The sequence below is a fragment of the Geitlerinema sp. PCC 9228 genome (genome assembly GCF_001870905.1).
GTDB lineage: Bacteria > Cyanobacteriota > Cyanobacteriia > Cyanobacteriales > PCC-9228 > PCC-9228.
The window spans coordinates 1-15,438 of record NZ_LNDC01000101.1 but is presented as its reverse complement, the minus strand read 5'-3'; the positions used below and the strand labels follow the sequence as shown (position 1 = coordinate 15,438).

15 protein-coding genes and 1 tRNA gene are annotated in these 15,438 nt (G+C 49.4%); 3 read left to right on the top strand and 13 right to left on the bottom strand.

The annotated features are described in order from the left end of the window. Positions 1 to 8 precede the first annotated feature (8 nt). Together AS151_RS10130 and rlmD are read right to left on the bottom strand one after the other, a co-directional pair. Positions 9 to 800: an E3 ubiquitin ligase family protein gene (locus AS151_RS10130; RefSeq protein ID WP_071516936.1), complete on the bottom strand. Its 792-nt coding sequence runs from the start codon at positions 798 to 800 to the stop codon at positions 9 to 11. A gap of 117 nt (positions 801 to 917) precedes the next feature. Then, entirely contained in the window at positions 918 to 2,312 is a 1,395-nt protein-coding gene (gene rlmD / locus AS151_RS10125) for a 23S rRNA (uracil(1939)-C(5))-methyltransferase RlmD (protein ID WP_071516935.1), read from the bottom strand. A 96-nt stretch (positions 2,313 to 2,408) separates the two neighbouring features. On the opposite strand from rlmD, the gene apcD reads away from it, so the two are divergent. Together apcD and AS151_RS10110 are read left to right on the top strand one after the other, a co-directional pair. Next, positions 2,409 to 2,900 (top strand): allophycocyanin subunit alpha-B, encoded by a 492-nt coding sequence (gene apcD, locus AS151_RS10120; protein ID WP_071516934.1) that lies wholly within the window; start codon positions 2,409 to 2,411, stop codon positions 2,898 to 2,900. A 755-nt stretch (positions 2,901 to 3,655) separates the two neighbouring features. Then, positions 3,656 to 4,720, top strand: a complete 1,065-nt coding sequence (locus tag AS151_RS10110; RefSeq protein WP_071516932.1) for a hypothetical protein — start codon at positions 3,656 to 3,658, stop codon at positions 4,718 to 4,720. Positions 4,721 to 4,772: 52 nt separating this feature from the next. Here AS151_RS10110 and aroF read toward each other — a convergent pair whose 3' ends face one another. From aroF to AS151_RS10065, 9 genes are all read right to left on the bottom strand, one after another. Continuing rightward, a complete protein-coding gene (gene aroF, locus AS151_RS10105) occupies positions 4,773 to 5,831 on the bottom strand; it encodes a 3-deoxy-7-phosphoheptulonate synthase (protein WP_071516931.1) in 1,059 nt (352 codons plus the stop codon). Between the two features lie 55 nt (positions 5,832 to 5,886). Next, a complete protein-coding gene (locus tag AS151_RS10100; RefSeq protein WP_071516930.1) occupies positions 5,887 to 6,408 on the bottom strand; it encodes a PAM68 family protein in 522 nt (173 codons plus the stop codon). A 66-nt stretch (positions 6,409 to 6,474) separates the two neighbouring features. Further along, a complete protein-coding gene (gene rpsO / locus AS151_RS10095; RefSeq protein WP_071516929.1) occupies positions 6,475 to 6,744 on the bottom strand; it encodes a 30S ribosomal protein S15 in 270 nt (89 codons plus the stop codon). A gap of 105 nt (positions 6,745 to 6,849) precedes the next feature. Further along, positions 6,850 to 7,470 (bottom strand): Holliday junction branch migration protein RuvA, encoded by a 621-nt coding sequence (gene ruvA / locus AS151_RS10090; protein WP_071516928.1) that lies wholly within the window; start codon positions 7,468 to 7,470, stop codon positions 6,850 to 6,852. Positions 7,471 to 7,479: 9 nt separating this feature from the next. After that, on the bottom strand, positions 7,480 to 8,226 hold the full coding sequence (locus AS151_RS10085) for a sucrose-phosphate phosphatase (RefSeq protein WP_071516927.1): 747 nt from the start codon (positions 8,224 to 8,226) through the stop codon (positions 7,480 to 7,482). Between the two features lie 7 nt (positions 8,227 to 8,233). Then, positions 8,234 to 9,118 carry a sugar ABC transporter permease gene (locus AS151_RS10080; protein WP_071516926.1) on the bottom strand — a complete coding sequence of 295 codons (885 nt, stop codon included), beginning with the start codon at positions 9,116 to 9,118 and terminating at the stop codon, positions 8,234 to 8,236. Positions 9,119 to 9,124: 6 nt separating this feature from the next. Continuing rightward, the gene (locus tag AS151_RS10075) at positions 9,125 to 10,261 is read right to left on the bottom strand and encodes a citrate synthase (protein ID WP_071516925.1); all 1,137 of its coding nucleotides are present in this window, start codon (positions 10,259 to 10,261) and stop codon (positions 9,125 to 9,127) included. A 182-nt stretch (positions 10,262 to 10,443) separates the two neighbouring features. Next, positions 10,444 to 10,516, bottom strand: a tRNA-Arg gene (locus AS151_RS10070). An 84-nt stretch (positions 10,517 to 10,600) separates the two neighbouring features. Further along, complete coding sequence (locus AS151_RS10065; RefSeq protein WP_071516924.1) at positions 10,601 to 11,533, bottom strand: succinate--CoA ligase subunit alpha; 933 nt, start codon at positions 11,531 to 11,533, stop codon at positions 10,601 to 10,603. 142 nt (positions 11,534 to 11,675) lie between these two features. On the opposite strand from AS151_RS10065, the gene AS151_RS10060 reads away from it, so the two are divergent. Further along, on the top strand, positions 11,676 to 12,539 hold the full coding sequence (locus AS151_RS10060; RefSeq protein WP_071516923.1) for a DMT family transporter: 864 nt from the start codon (positions 11,676 to 11,678) through the stop codon (positions 12,537 to 12,539). A 10-nt stretch (positions 12,540 to 12,549) separates the two neighbouring features. Here AS151_RS10060 and selD read toward each other — a convergent pair whose 3' ends face one another. Together selD and AS151_RS10050 are read right to left on the bottom strand one after the other, a co-directional pair. Further along, positions 12,550 to 14,808 carry a selenide, water dikinase SelD gene (gene selD, locus AS151_RS10055; RefSeq protein WP_071516922.1) on the bottom strand — a complete coding sequence of 753 codons (2,259 nt, stop codon included), beginning with the start codon at positions 14,806 to 14,808 and terminating at the stop codon, positions 12,550 to 12,552. Between the two features lie 165 nt (positions 14,809 to 14,973). After that, positions 14,974 to 15,438: tetratricopeptide repeat protein (locus tag AS151_RS10050; RefSeq protein ID WP_071516921.1), on the bottom strand; the 465-nt coding region annotated here is incomplete at its 5' end.

The window sequence follows — 15,438 nt, the reverse complement described above, 5'->3', positions numbered from 1 at the left end:
GGTTGGCGTTACAACATCAATGCCAGTACGATGGAAACAATGCCGGCTATGGCACACGCGATCGCAGTATAGAAAAATATTTTAGCATTTTGTCCCGCAACTCCTGTTAGTTCCGGTTCGGTTTTGAGGGTAATCCAATATTGCTTATCGGGTTCGCTGGGTTTTCGTAGCTGCCAGCCATTTTCCGTTTGACAAGCTTCGCCAACCACCAAAACTTGGCGGTAGATAGGGAGAATATATTCTGTATAGCGATAGCCAATGGTACGCTGGTTTTCGGGAATTTCCGGTACGGTGAGGCGAAATTGGCCGAAGGAGAGAATGCCGCTGACCTGTTCGGGACGGAATTCTTCTAGAATTTTAACACGATCGATCTCTGCCCCTTCCGGGTCAACCGCAATTTCGCCGGTATTGTCTTGCAGGGAAAAGGGGGTTGCTTGTTCTCGGGTAGTGACAATTTCCGATTGGCGTTGGAGTTTTTCGTTTTTTTCGCCGTTGCTATGGCTGTGGGGGATGGTTTCCTCGTACTCCCGACGTACGGTCATGGTATAGTAAACGCACTTTTGTTGTTTCAGTTCGCAACGCAAGGGTTGGTGGCAGCGAATCATTCCCCGAACTTTGACGTAGTGACGCCATTCGCCGGGTTCTACATCAGCGCGTTTGGCAAGTTTGTCTAGTTCGGCAACACTTACCGGTTTGGCGGCTTGCAGGTGGTGAAACTGATGTTTTTGTTTTTGTTGCCACCAAAATAATAGGCCAGCCAAGGCCAGCAACACAACCCCGAAAACGACACCGGTTGGCATTCTTCTATCCCCCTCGGTTGGAAAACGCTCGTACAAACAAATTTTCTTTTCTCCCGATGCCCGTGACAAGCTAGTATTAGAGTGGACAAGCCTGCGATCGCTGTAATTTTGGATTGTTTATGGCGATGCGGTATTTTTGACGAGAAAAGCCGCGCATTCTACATGAGAGGTTTGTGGAAAGAAGTCAGCCGGCTGTACCCGTTGCAGGCGATAAATTCCATCTTGACACAAAAGTTGCAAATCTCGCGCTAGGGTAGCCACTTTACAGCTGACGTAGACGATGTGGGTGGGTTGGATTTGGCGTAGCGTTTCGATGACACTGCGATCGCAGCCTTTGCGCGGCGGGTCTAGCAAGACAATGTCTGGCGTTTGCTGCAGTTGGGGCAGTAAAGCTTCTACCTTTGAATCATAAAATTCGATATTTGTCAAGTGGTTTTGGGCGGCGTTTTGTTTGGCGAGTTCGATGGCTTCCGGTTGCATTTCGATCGCGATCGCGCGTTGAACCCGTTGCGACAGGGGAAGGGTAAAGGTTCCCACGCCGCAGTAGGCATCCACCAGCAACTCGGCAGAAGCAGGCAGGGTTTTTTCCATTTCTTGCAGCAAGGCTTCGGCGGTGGCGGTGTTGACCTGGAAAAAGGTATCGCTGCGCAAGTTGTAGCGGTAGCCGGCAAAGATTTCTTGTAAGTAGGAACGTCCGGCAATTGTATCCGTATGCTTGCCCAAAATGGTATTGGTGCGTTTTTTGTTGATATTTGCGCACACGCCAACCAGGTTGGGGTATTGCTGCATCCAGAGATTGGCTTGTTTTTCTAAATTTTTAAGGGCAGTATGGGTAACTACCAGGGTTAATAGGATTTCCCCCGTACGGCTACCAACGCGCACGGATAAGTAACGAATCTCCCCTTGATGCTGCTTTTCCTCGTAAATTTGCCATCCCAGTTTTTGAATATCTTGTTTGATCCCGGCTAATAGGGGGTCCAAACCCGAATCTTGAATGGGACATTGGTTGATATTGACCACTTTGTGGCTGCCTTGACGGTAGTAGCCGGCTTTGATTTGTCCGGTGGAAGACATTTCTAAAGGATAGGTAGCTTTGTTGCGATAGTGCAGGGATGGTTCGGTGGGAAGAATGGGGTCAACCGGTGGATCGGTCAATTTGCCAATGCGTTGTAAGGTTTGAACGACTTGGTGTTGCTTGATTTCTAGCTGGTGGGAATAGGCAATATGTTGCCACTGGCAGCCACCGCATTTATCCGCCACAATGCAGCTCGGACGCACGCGATGGGGAGAAGGTGATAGAATTTGTAGTAGTTTGCCCCGCATGTACTGGCGTTTGATTTGGACCAAACGGACCCATACGCGATCGCCAGTTACGGTCTGGGGAACGAACACCACTTGTTGGTTGACCCTACCAACCCCATCACCGCTGTCAGCCACGTCGGTAATGAGTATTTCTACTTGCTGACCTGGTTGCCAACGGTGGTCGTGGTTGTTCCATGTCTGGGATTTCATTGAGAAATTTGTAGACAAGCACAAACTCCCTTTCTTTGTGTACCACAAACTCGATAAACTACAGAGTGTTATTTTTTAGGCAGAGTGGCTACTCCTATGTCTAGTGTAGTTGAACAGGTAATTCTCAAAGCCGACGACGAACTCCGCTATCCTTCTAGCGGGGAACTCAATAATATCAGAGCTTTTTTGCAAACTGGCGAACAACGGATGCGCATTGCTTCCACCCTCGCCGAAAGCGAAAAGAAAATCGTAGACGAAGCTAGTAAAAGACTCTGGCAAAAACGTCCTGATTTTATTTCTCCCGGCGGCAACGCCTACGGCAACCGCGAACGCAACCAATGCCTGCGGGATTTTCGCTGGTACCTGCGTTTGGTGACCTACGGCGTTCTCGCTGGCGACACCGAAGTGATTGAAAAAATTGGCTTGGTAGGCGTACGGGAAATGTACAATTCCCTCGACGTTCCCATGCCTGGCATGGTAGAGGCCATGCGTTCTCTCAAGGAAGCTTCTTTGGCACTTCTAAGTGTGGAAGATGCCGAAGCGACAGCACCTTATTTCGATTATATCATTCAGTACATGGCCGGATAGAAAATTCTTGCCTTTTTTCGAGCCTTATATTTTTTATGTTTTTCCCTGATAGGATCTCCAGCTGCGTAGCTGGAGTTTTTTTTCTGACGCTTGCCAACCCAACTGCATACCTACATGCTCCCTGCAAAAAAATGTTATTCTAGTACAATAACAGGTAGAGGAAATCGGTTCCGCCATCCCAAACAGGCCGCCATTATGCCTGTCCCTTAGATAAGGGAATAGAAGCCATCAGACCTTGCTTTTTTGACGGTGCCATCGGGGGGATTGCGCAGTTGCAAAAGTTTTTCTATTCAAGCGTGGCATCTGCCGTTTTGAGAGCGATCGCTGTTTGGCAGGCAATCAGGAATGCCTCGAGCGATTGGAAGCATATATCAGTTCTATTAATCTGTGGCCAATAGGGAAATAGGGAGAACGCTTGCCATTTCTCTTTCCGCGTGACCGAATCTTGTGCGATCGCTATAGCTGAAAAAATCAATTTTTGGTGGCTACGAACAGATAAATTTCCCGATTGGAGGCAGCGATCGCTGTATATATATTAGGGATGGTAACAAGGTTCGTTGTCACGATCGCAGTTTCTTCCGTGGTTTCCACGAGATCGAAGGAATCAAGTTATGGATAGGTCAGTTGTAGAACTGAGATGCTATAAAGGACATCAAGAGGGATTCCTCTATATAAATATTTATATTCTCTTGTATGCTCTCGGTCGGTCGTAAAGTTCCATGAAAACACCTATACAAGCATCCTCCTCGATATCCATGAATAAAGAACAAGTGTTTGAATTAATTGATAGCGTCCTACCTTTTGAGGTCTGTTTGTACCACCGCGTCTTACCCCTATCATTAGAAGGTAGCCGTTTGAACTTAGGAATGGTAGATGTTTCCGATCGAGGGGCTTTAGACTACATACGGAAAATGCTAGGATATCTACATTGCTCGTTGGTATCGCGGCCGATTTCCTCGGAAGTTCACCAGGAAACCCTATCCGCCTACCTCAAATCCCGCAACCAGCAAAAAACCCCCAGCAAACAGGCGAAGCTCATTGCTTCCCTAGCCAAAGTCACTGGCAAACAAAAACACCAACAACAATCGGCTGAACCATCCCATTCGCCAAAACAGCCATCGAAATCCCCTATGTCGCAACCCATACGGGACCAACAACCCCCGAAACTTCATATCGAAGCCTACCACCTATCCACCCCCATCGAACTACTGGCTACCCTCGAACCCAAACAACTATTGCAGGAGTTGCTAGCCAGGGTCTTGTTGGGAGGTATTGGTCGGTTGTACTTCGACCGCAACGAAACCAACTGCCGCATCCTCTGGAGTGAAAGCGGCGTCGTCAAATCCATTTTAGAAGATTTAGACCCCTCCCGATTTCAGGCAATCGTCAAGGAACTGAAATTAATGTACGGCTTACCGTTGATTCCCGTCAACAAAAACAAACAGGTGGAAATCGAACGGACGTACAACCAAAGTCAAATTTTGCTCATTTTACGCTTGACCCCAGGCGAGTATGGCGAAAGGGCCACTTTGCAAGTTTTACGGGGAGCTGCCTTAAAATTTCATAAGCAACGCAAGCTCGACCAGCTCAGTCAAGACGCATTAAACCTCGCACGACAGCTACAATTAAAAGTTACAGAAATCCGCAACCAAGCGCGTTCTATCCCTTCCCTCAGTCCCAACGACCTAGAAAACCTACCAGCGTTGGACCAGCTGCTTATGCATGTAAAAACACAAATTCAAGAATTGCAAGAAATCCGCTACCAATCCCAAGGAAATAGCGATCGCAGCCAGCAGGAACAACATATAGAAAAGGGATAGGAAAGCCAAAATCAATTTCCCATCCCAAACATTCAAATCCTCAATGCCATCCCTAGGCCGTTACCGGCGTTTCCTCTTCCCAGCGATTGAAGGTTTTTCCCAAAACCGCCAGTTCCTGCATCAGTTGCTCAAAGCCTTCCAGAGTCAGCGATTGCGGTCCGTCGGAAAGTGCCTTCGACGGGTTGGGATGCACTTCCACCATCAACGCATCGGTTCCTGCGGCTACTGCAGCTTTGCTCATAGCTGGAACGTAGGAAGACCATCCCGTACCGTGGCTGGGGTCTACCATAATGGGTAAGTGGGTTAAACTGCGCAACACGGGAACCGCTGCCAAATCCAACATATTGCGTGTATACTTGCGATCGAAGGTACGAATCCCGCGCTCGCATAAAATAATTTGGTTGTTGCCAGCCGATAAAATATACTCAGCCGCCATCAACCATTCTTCAATGGTAGCCGACATGCCGCGCTTGAGCAGAATTGGTTTCGATTGAGCGCCAATTTTCTTCAGGAGGGAGAAATTTTGCATGTTGCGCGCTCCCACCTGCAAGACATCAGCCACTTGTGCTACCTTCTCAATATCTTCCGAGTCCATGACTTCGGTAATAATTCCCAAACCGCTGGCTCTTCTCGCTTCTGCCAGCAGGTCCAACGCACTTTCTCCGTGACCTTGAAACGAATAGGGAGAAGTGCGGGGTTTGTAGGCCCCGCCGCGTAAAAATTTCGCTCCTGCCGCTTTCACCCGCAACGCCGTTTGCACGATGGACGTTTCATCTTCCACCGAACAAGGTCCGGCTACGGTTACAATGGGATGGTTTTCGCCAAAAGGAACCTTGCCATTCGGCGTATTCACCCAGACCTCGCTGGCTTCTCCGTGGCGAAACTCGCGGCTGGCGCGTTTGAAAGGTTGTTCCACCCGCACCACACTTTCAATCCACGGACTAATTTCTTCCATGCGTTCCGGGTTTAAATCGGCGGTATCGCCTACCAACCCAATTACCACTTTATACCGCCCGACGATTTTTTCTGGAGTCAATCCCCAGCTGCGGAATTCTTCGCTAATGCGATTGATTTCTGCTTCTGGCGTTCCGACTCTGGTAACCACAATCATAGTTTGACCACCTTCGCTGGATCGTTATTTTTGAACATAGCGTGCTATTTGTATGCTAATCGTTTTGGGTGGAATTTTGGGAATGCGAACGCCAGGCTTGCCGCAGTCGCCGGAAATTGGTGGTAAATTCCTGCCATCCCAGCAAGCTTCCCGCCATTTGTTCGTCCCAGGAAGCTGAAATGACGCCGTAGGAAAGACCCACAACGCTCATCCCCAGAAACGCCATGCTAACCAAAATGACAGCACTGTGGGGCAATTCTACCACCTGGGTGGTGATGAAGTAGCTGGAGATGAGGACCAGCATACCAACCACCATGGGAACGCCAGAGAAAACCCCCATCCGCCGAATCATCCGCCGGCTGACCACTTGGGGAATGGCGCGGTCGGCTTTGCGATTGGTATGGGTGGGTTGGGAACTGGCAGTTTCCTCTTTTGGGGGGCTGTTCGTGCTATTATCCTTTTGGGATGGCTTGCTGGTGCTGGGTTGGCCATCGCTAGCCGGTTGGCTTTTCTTATTTTTTTTGGAACGCTGCCTGGGTTCAAAGGGGATGGAGTTGCGTTTGGGTTCGGAAGCCATAAGTCGCTCGCTGAAACGAAGGTTTGAGGAAATCGGAAAGTGGGAAGAAGGAAAGAAGGTTCTTGCTTAACCGCGGATTCCCAAGCGTTGGATGAGTTGTTGGTAGTGTTGGGGGTCTTGGCGACGAATGTATTTCAACAAACGCTTGCGCTGACCGATTAGTTTCATCAATCCTCTGCGGGAAGCGTAGTCTTTTTTATGTTGTTGCATGTGTTGGCTGAGACGTTCGATTCTCGCCGTCAAAACCGCGACTTGCAAGTCGGAAGAACCGGTGTCGGTTTCGTGTACTTGGAATTCAGAGATAATCTCTTGTTTGCGCTCTTTGGTTAGGGTCATAAGATGTCGGTTTTTGAATGCAGCAATTGGCTATCATAGCATATTTCCTAGGGCAAGGAAGGGTGGCTTGCTCCCTAGGATGGAGGAATTTTTTGCACGAGGAGGTCAGCTTAAATAGGCGATCGCAGCCCGAATCCAATCTTCCACATCGCTACTATCTGCTACTTCTTTATTTTGGCTCAAATTTTGAAAAGCATCCATCACCTCGTTGGCAGTATATCCCAAAGCCAGCAAGGTCATTTCCACCTCTTCCTGCAACTGCGCCGACAATCCCGCCGTGGGAGAAATGCTAACCCCCGACTCTTCTCGCCACTGCGCCAACTTACTTTTTAATTCTAAGGCAATGCGTTCGGCAGTTTTCTTGCCCACCCCTGGCGTTTGTACCAACAAGCGCGTATTTTCGGTTACAATAGCTTGCAATAATTGGGAAAATCCCAACGTATCCAACAACGCGATCGCTAATTGCGCGCCAATCCCATTCACCTTCACCAACTGGCGAAACAATTCCCTCTCCGAAAGGGAACCAAACCCATACAAAATCAAGCGATCGTCGCTAACCTGTAAATGGGTAAAAACCTGTACCTCTGTATTTTCCGATGGCAGTTCCTCCACCAAATGGGAAGGAACTTGCACTTCATATCCTACCCCACCTACATCCAACAACACCATCACCCGCTGCTGGCTTTTGCTAATGTGGGTTACATATCCCCGAACCGAACCAATCATCGCCGCAATTCAAATAAATCCAAAATAGCGCAATCCTTCCAAAATTCCGCCAGCGCAAGCCGCTTTCGCTAAATAGCGATGGGGGTTGGGATTTTTCTCATGCCACTGTAACAACTCCTCCCGCGCATTGCCGACAATAATACCCCGTTCGATACCCGATTCAAACAAACCAATATCGTTTCCCGAATCGCCGCAAACAATGGTATTCTCTGGGGAAAATCCCAACTTGCGACGCACAAACGCCATCGCCGTGCCTTTATTTCCTTGCCGTGGTAAAATATCCAAATCGCGATCGCTACTGTAAACCAACCGTATATCCAAACCTGCTTCTTGCAGCAATTGTTCCAAACGGGGAAGTACCTCCTGCGCCGCCGGTTGGGTAATATAGTAGCTAACCTTAAACTCTCCCTGTTCGCTATCGGGTTGCGGCGTTAAATCTGCAAAATGCGCCGCTATGGATAAAACTCGATCTCGGTGCCAGTGGCTGCGCAATTTTTCCTGCCATTCCGGTTCGCTTTGGTTGCTGCTAGGATAGTACATATCCGTTCCCACCGAACCCACAAATATATCCGGTTCCAACAAAGACTGTTCTTGTTGTAGCTGTCGAAACAGATGGCGGGAACGACCGCTGGCATAAACCAACTTACTCCCGTGGTTTTGGCGATGTTGCTGCAAAATTTGGTTTAACTCGTTTGTTGCTTCTCGGTCGCCAACCAAGGTATTGTCTAAATCCGTAACCAGTAAAAAAGCAACCATAAAGGTTCTACTCCCGCCAAACGCGCAGTTGGATATAAACCAATATCAGAGTTACAAGCAATAATACCGTAGCCGCTGCCCCGGCATATCCAAAATCAAACTGGGCAAATGCCTGTTCGTAAACATAGTACACCAAAATATTGGTGGAATTTAAAGGACCGCCGCCGGTGACAATATAAATTTGCTCGAAACTGCGTAAAGTAAAAATAGCAGTGGTAATGGTGGCAAACACCAGCGTCGGTCGCAACCCCGGTAACGTAACATGCCAGAACTTTTGCCATTCCCCAGCGCCATCGAGTTCGGCGGCTTCGTAGCGTTGTTGGGGAATCACTTGCAAGCCAGCGAGGAATACCACCATATTAAATCCCAACTGCTTCCAAGTGCTTAATAAAATAATAACCGGCATGGCCCACACCGTACTTCCCAACCAGGAAACAGATGGCAATCCCATCCATTCTAACAGGGCATTCACCGGTCCTTCGTTTTGAAACAGCCAGCGCCATCCCAACCCCACGGCAACCATGGAGGTGATGGAAGGAATAAAATAGGCGGTACGCAGCCATCCCCGTAATGCTACCTTGCGATCGAGCAATGCTGCCAATCCCAAAGGAATTACCAAACTGGGAATTACTGTGGCAACGGTGAAATAAACCGTATTGGCGACTACTTTGGCAAATTCTGGGGTCACCAGCAACCGCCAGTAGTTTTGCCATCCTACCCAGCGGGTTCCGGTAACGGTGAAGTTATCGGTGGTAAAACTGAGGTAGAACAGGTAAACAATGGGGAAAAAGACAAAGATTCCCAATAACAAAAATGCTGGGAATAGGAAAATCGCTGCGGCTTGCCTGTCGCTATCTAACAGGTTGGCTAGGGGTTGTGGTTTCCAAGCCATAAACGCTTATCGTTGGTCTAGGGGAAGGTACGGGTCGTGGTGACCGCCGGTGTATACTTGTTTGGGACGGTAAATGCGATTGACCGCTAGCTGTTCTTTCCAGTGTGCTAGCCAACCGGCTACTCGCGCGATCGCAAATATTGTACTAAACATATCCCGGGGAATGCCCAATTGTCGAAAGACCATGCCGGAGTAAAATTCTACGTTGGGATAAATGCCTTTGTTCCCCAGTTTTTCGGTGGTTACCCGTTCTACTTCCAAGGCGATATCGTACACTGGGTCGGCACCAAATTTATTAAACAGTTGGTCGGCGAGGTTCTGTAAAATGGTGGCGCGGGGGTCTTTCACGCGATAGACCCGATGACCGAATCCCATGATTTTTTCACCGTTGGCGATGCGATGTTCGATGTAGGGTTCTACGTTGTCGCAAGAGCCAATTTTTTCTAGCATATCCACCACTTCTTCGCTAGCGCCGCCATGCAAAGGACCGGCTAAGGTTCCCACGGCAGAGGCAATGACGGAATAGGGGTCGGTTAATGTAGAGGCGGTAACCCGGGAAGAGAAGGTAGAGGCGTTCATGCCATGTTCGGCATGGAGAATCAAACAAACGTCAAACACCCTGGCAGCGAGGGGGTCGGGTTCTTGTTCGGTTAGCATGTAGAGGAAGTTGGCGGCGTAATTGAGGTCGTCTCTGGGGGTGATGGGGTCGTTGCCTTTACGCATGAGTTTGAAGGCTGCCACCATGGTGGGGATTTTGGCGATGAGGCGAACCACGGCTTTGCGGATGTATTCCGGGTCGTCTAAGACGCGGCGGGAATGGAACAATCCCAGGGAGGCGGCGGCGGCTTGCAAGGCATCCATGGGATGACCGGCTTCGGGAAACCATTTCATCATGTCGCGGATTTTGGATTTGACCCGCCGGTGGTGGTAAATTTGGTATTCGAAGTCAGCCAGTTCTTTTTGGTTGGGAAGGTCTCCCCAGATTAGCAAGTAAGTGGTTTCTAGGAAGCTGCTGTGTTCTGCGAGTGCTTCGATGGGAATGCCGCGATATTGGAGAATGCCTTGTTCGCCGTCTACGTAGCAAATTTCGGATTTGGCTGCGGGAATTCCTTCTAAACCAGGTTTAAAGTTGGTTGCTTCCATCTTGGCGTTTTTGTCTCCAGTAGCCGAGTTGGTTTGTATGGCAAGAACGGTCTACCGAGTTCCACGATTTGGGTTGGGAAGTTCGGTATTTGTTTTTCTACTATAGAGGAAAGCGCGATCGCAGAAAATGGGGCAAGTTGCGATCGCTTGAAATTTTTGATCTGCAGAAAATCAATCAAAAACGGGCATGGGAGGACTTGAACCCCCGACACCCAGAACCGGAATCTGGTGCTCTATCCGCTGAGCTACATGCCCTTGACGATCGAGTTTTTCCCAACCGCTCCAGAAAGGTATCGTAACACGAAATTGCTGGTTTGGCTAGTGGCTGGGCCGGGAAGTTTATTTTTGGCGGCGACCCCCTTTTTTGCGGAATTTTTTCACCAGGTGGGGAATTTGCGAGGGGGTTTCGGCGACGGGAATTTCCGCTTGCTGAAAGGCAGCCAGTTTGGTGTCGGCGGTGCCGCGGTTGGCGTCTGGGAAGAAGTTGACGTAGGGGTCAGAACTGGTAGTTTGTGCGGCAATGGCAGCGCCGGCGTGACCGATGGTTTTCCCTTGGGGTGCGTAGCGACCGGCAATATAGGCGACTACGGGTTTGTCAATGGTATCGCGGATGTATTGTGCTGCGGATTCTTCGCTGGTACCGCCAATTTCGCCAATTAAAATAATTACTTCGGTGCGATCGTCTTCGTCTAAAATTTGCAACCATTGGTGGAAGGATGAACCGACGATGGTGTCGCTACCGATGCCGATGCCGATGGATTGCCCCATTTTTTGTCGGGTGAGTTCGCCGGCGATTTCGTAGGTTAGGGTATCGCTGCGGGAGACGATGCCAATGTTGCCGGGGGTGTAAAATTCGGTGGGATGGGTTCCCAGCAAAACTTCACCGGGAATGATGATGCCGGGGGAACTGGGTCCAATGATGGAGGTTTCGGTAACTTCCGCTTGCCGAATCAGGCGCACCATATCCAATGGGGGAATGCCTTCGGTGACCAAAACCAACTGGCGAATCCCAGCCGCGATCGCTTCTAAGGCAGCATCCACAGCATCGAAGGGGGAGACGAAAATAATGCTGGTGTGTAGTTCCCCCACTCTCGCGATCGCTTGCTCTACCATATCAAAAACGGGAATGTTATGTAAAGTTTGCCCTCCCTGACCGGGATGAACACCAGCCACCACGTTGGTTCCGTAGGCTTGCATGAATGCGGCGTGAGTGGTTCCCTGGGGGTCGGCAATCCCCTGAATCAAAACTTTGTTTTCCGAATTAAGAATCATTGCTGCCCCAATTCCTGAACAAGGTTGGAAAAATATTTGCGTATTGACACGAAACGTCCTTTACATGGATCGCCGTTTCCCTTTATAAATGATAAATTCCCTCATCCATGTAGAATAACTTACAAAAACAGAAAATTACATTATGGTTTGGTTTTTGCTGGCCAATTGTACGGCTTTTTCGGAATCTCTGAAGGATGTTTTTAGCAAGAGAAACTTGCGCATTTTTGACGGCTATTTTATCTCCTGGATGTTTGCCGCGCTGACGTTTTTCTTTTTGCTCCCTTTGCTTTTGGTGGTTCCCATTCCTCCTCTCGGCGATCGCTTTGGGTTGGCTTTGCTTGCTAGTGGCAGTTTGAACGTTTTGGCAACCTTGCTGTACCTACATGCTCTGCAACGTTCGGATATGTCCCTATCCTTGCCTATGATAACATTAACCCCGCTGTTTTTGTTGGTGACTTCGCCGTTGATTGTGGGGGAATCTCCCCAGGTTTTCGATCTGGTTGGTGTGGTTTTTTTGGTGGTGGGCACCTACACGCTCAATTTTCAAGTTAGAAAGGAAGGATGGTTGGTGCCTTTTCAAGCTTTGCTGCGGGAAGCCGGACCGCGGTTTATGCTGGGGGTGGCTTTGTTGTGGAGTTTGACAGCCAATTTTGATAAGATGGGGGTGCAAAATTCTTCGCCGCTTTTTTGGGCGATCGCTTCCTACGGATATATTGCCCTGGTCTTGAGTCCCATTGTTTGGTTCAAATCAAAAATTTCCTGGCAGCAAATTTGGCCGCAGCGCTTTTTTCTGGTTGCCGTGGGGATGTTTAACGCGCTCACCGTTACTTGCCAAATGAGTGCTATTAACTTAACTACGGTGGTCAATGTGATTTCTATCAAACGCACCAGCGTTTTGTGGGGCGTACTTTGGGGACATTTATTTTTTGCAGAACCGGGATTTAAAACTCGCATGAGTGCCGCTCTTTTAATGGTGACGGGGGTCTTTTTCATTTCCATTTCCTAACTTTTTGGATTTATTTCAATCGAATGCCCTGGGACTGGTCAACCACCTGAGCCACCATGGTACTGTCGGTATATCCTAACTCGTACAATGCCTGCAAGCAAGCATTGGCTCGTTCGTTAGGAACAGCTGCCAGCAATCCTCCCGAAATTTGGGGATCGAACAATAAATGATATTGCGGTTCCGTTTGGGGGTCTCCCATAAATCGGTCGGCGTTGCGCAGATGTAGGGCTATTTTCTGATTTTCCTGGTGGCGGGGACTGACAATGCCTGCTTCTAAAGTAGCGATCGCACCTTCCAAACTGGGAAGTGTCCCTAAAATTAGCTCTACCCCCACGCGAGATACCCGCACCAACTCCCACAAATAACCCGCCAACCCCTCTTCCCCAAGGGATACGCAAGCGGTTGCCCCGTGCTGCCGCAAGCAGAGAGCGGCATTCTCGTTGGCAAGCAACATGGAAGCGATCGCAGTTTCCACCCACCGTCCTTTGGCTTGTAACTGGCAATCGGCAGCCAGCAACGTTCCTACCCCCAAAGCTTTGGTGACAAATATGGTTTGTTCTGGGTACAAGCGATTGGATACCCCAACATTTTCCCCAGGCATTTTCCCCTGAATGGCTAATCCCAAAGCCATACGCCGACTTTTGCTGGCTTGAATGCCAAATAGAGGGACAGGGGATAAACCTTGAATGGTACCGTTAACCAGTTGATACAGACTTTCTGCGGTAACTAAATCATTCCCGTGAGTAACTACCGCGATCGCCATGGCATGCTGCGGTGTAGCCCCCATTGCCCACTGTTGGCTGAGACAGTGCCGGGCAACAATTTTCCCGAAAAGAAACCCATCGCCCACTACCGCATACAAGTAATCTATAGTTTCTAGTATAGAAGACTCCGAAGAAACTTGAAAAACTTTACAGCTGCGAGCGGCAGTAGGATCCATGGTTCGTTGCTGCTGGGTCGGAGGTTTCCAAATAGCAGCATCCCGTTCTACCCGCACCAGCACTCGTTGGATAAAGGCAGAAGACAGAGAAATGCCATCGTTTCCACTGTCGGTATAGGGAAAGGCTTTGGAGGATTGGACAGGCGGTTGGGTTGCCGCAAGATTCTGGAACCTGGCCACAAACTGGCGGTCGATGCGGTCTTTCCAATGCCACAGCCAGGGAGACGGTCCCCAGGCACAGCTGCCCCGGGAAGCAATGGCTTTTCCTTGTCCTGTACCGATAAGAATCAGATATTTCTTTTGGGGGGTAAAGGGTTGCAGGGGTTTTTCTAACAAAGCTCGCTGGAGGTTTTGGAACAGGGGTTTGCCCTGACGTACCGCAAAGACACCGGCTTTGGGTCGGGGGTAGCGTTGCATGGTGGCAATATCGCCGGCAGCAAATACTTGGGGATGGGAAACGGATTGCAGGGTATCCCGCACCAAAACAAATCCTTCGCGGTCGGTATCCAATCCTGACTCAGCAATCCAAGGGGGAGCGCTGGCATTGGTTACCCAAAAAACGCGATCGCACTGCCAGGACTTCCCAGACTGACATTGCAGCTGATAAATTCTTCTTTGTTTGGTAATTTGGCTGATGGTAGCTGATGTGTGTACTCGAATGCGGCGGTGTTGTAACCACCGATGCAAGCGACGGCGGGTAGCAGCGTTTTGTTGGGGAACCAATTCCTGCCGTCGCTGGAACAAATGCACCTCCGCCGGGTGTTTCAACCTTCGCAAACAGGCATCCATGGATAAAGCCAGTTCCACCCCACCGACACCACCACCCACAATTGCCAAGCGTAAGGGATAGGGCAAGGTTTCGACAAAGCCGCTGGCAGATTGTATGCTTTCGGTAATTTGCTGCCAAACTTGCAAAAATTGCGTGACGGGTTTAATCGGAATGGCGTATTCCGCAGCACCGGGTATGGTAGATTGTTGGGGCGTGCTGTCAATATCCAACGACAGAACATCGAAGCGAATGGGGGGATGTTCGGCACACAAAACCCGATTTTCCTGCAAATCCAGACCAACAGCGCGATCGCGAATCATGTGCGCCCCGGCAAAATTCGCCAGTTGGTGTAGGTCGATGTGGCACTCGTCGTAAGTATAAAAGCCAGCGACATAGCCAGGCAACATGCCAGAATAGGGGGTGTGGGACGTATCGGTCAGTAAAGTTACTCGTACGCCTGGTATGGGATGGGTTCCCCACAATTTTAAAGCGATCGCATGGCTGTGACCGCCACCCACCATCACCAAATCGCGAACAATCGGTTGCGTGCCTGTTTGCATGGTTGTTTTGAAGTTGGGTTAGTGCTGAGCTGCACCGAAGCATTGCTTTTCCCCGATTGTGCCACAAACGAAAGAACTGTTCTGGTTTTAGAAGATTTTACACTTGTGTTGGGATATTGACAGCAGCTGTGCGATCGTTTTTCCAGTCTGGATTGTTGGTTATTTTTACTGTTTGCGCCGTTGTTGCACAATTTCGTAATTTCCTTTGGCAGCGAGCGTATGGGGATGTTCCGCACCCAATTTTTCTTCTAGAATTTGCCAAGCTTTTAAAAACAGAGGTTCGGCATCGTCGTATTTGCCTTGGAGATAGTACAACCCTGCGAGATTGTTGTAGCTGGTAGCGAGGCTGTGATGGGAGGGAGGTAGGGATTGTTCCCAGATTTGAATAGCTTTAAGATAGAGAGGTTCGGCATCATCAAGTTTGCCTTGGAGATAGTACAACGCTGCGAGATTGTGGTAGCTGGTAGCGAGGTGAGGATGGGAGGGAGGTAGGGATTGTTCGTAGATTTGAACAGCTTTAAGATGGAGAGGTTCGGCATCGTCGTATTTGCCTTGGGTTCGGTACAACTCTGCGAGATTGTTGTAGTTGGTAGCGAGGTCAGGATGGGAGGGAGGTAGGGATTGTTCTCG

Excerpts from the sequence above, each read along its gene's own strand:
- AS151_RS10080 (WP_071516926.1), bottom strand. The coding sequence starts at position 9,118 with ATGGCTTGGAAACCACAACCCCTAGCCAACCTGTTAGATAGCGACAGG.
- apcD (WP_071516934.1), top strand. The coding sequence starts at position 2,409 with ATGTCTAGTGTAGTTGAACAGGTAATTCTCAAAGCCGACGACGAACTC.
- ruvA (WP_071516928.1), bottom strand. The coding sequence starts at position 7,470 with ATGATTGGTTCGGTTCGGGGATATGTAACCCACATTAGCAAAAGCCAG.
- rlmD (WP_071516935.1), bottom strand. The coding sequence starts at position 2,312 with ATGAAATCCCAGACATGGAACAACCACGACCACCGTTGGCAACCAGGT.
- AS151_RS10100 (WP_071516930.1), bottom strand. The coding sequence starts at position 6,408 with ATGGCTTCCGAACCCAAACGCAACTCCATCCCCTTTGAACCCAGGCAG.
- AS151_RS10075 (WP_071516925.1), bottom strand. The coding sequence starts at position 10,261 with ATGGAAGCAACCAACTTTAAACCTGGTTTAGAAGGAATTCCCGCAGCC.
- rpsO (WP_071516929.1), bottom strand. The coding sequence starts at position 6,744 with ATGACCCTAACCAAAGAGCGCAAACAAGAGATTATCTCTGAATTCCAA.
- selD (WP_071516922.1), bottom strand. The coding sequence starts at position 14,808 with ATGCAAACAGGCACGCAACCGATTGTTCGCGATTTGGTGATGGTGGGT.
- AS151_RS10110 (WP_071516932.1), top strand. The coding sequence starts at position 3,656 with ATGAATAAAGAACAAGTGTTTGAATTAATTGATAGCGTCCTACCTTTT.
- AS151_RS10085 (WP_071516927.1), bottom strand. The coding sequence starts at position 8,226 with ATGGTTGCTTTTTTACTGGTTACGGATTTAGACAATACCTTGGTTGGC.
- AS151_RS10060 (WP_071516923.1), top strand. The coding sequence starts at position 11,676 with ATGGTTTGGTTTTTGCTGGCCAATTGTACGGCTTTTTCGGAATCTCTG.
- aroF (WP_071516931.1), bottom strand. The coding sequence starts at position 5,831 with ATGATTGTGGTTACCAGAGTCGGAACGCCAGAAGCAGAAATCAATCGC.
- AS151_RS10130 (WP_071516936.1), bottom strand. The coding sequence starts at position 800 with ATGCCAACCGGTGTCGTTTTCGGGGTTGTGTTGCTGGCCTTGGCTGGC.
- AS151_RS10065 (WP_071516924.1), bottom strand. The coding sequence starts at position 11,533 with ATGATTCTTAATTCGGAAAACAAAGTTTTGATTCAGGGGATTGCCGAC.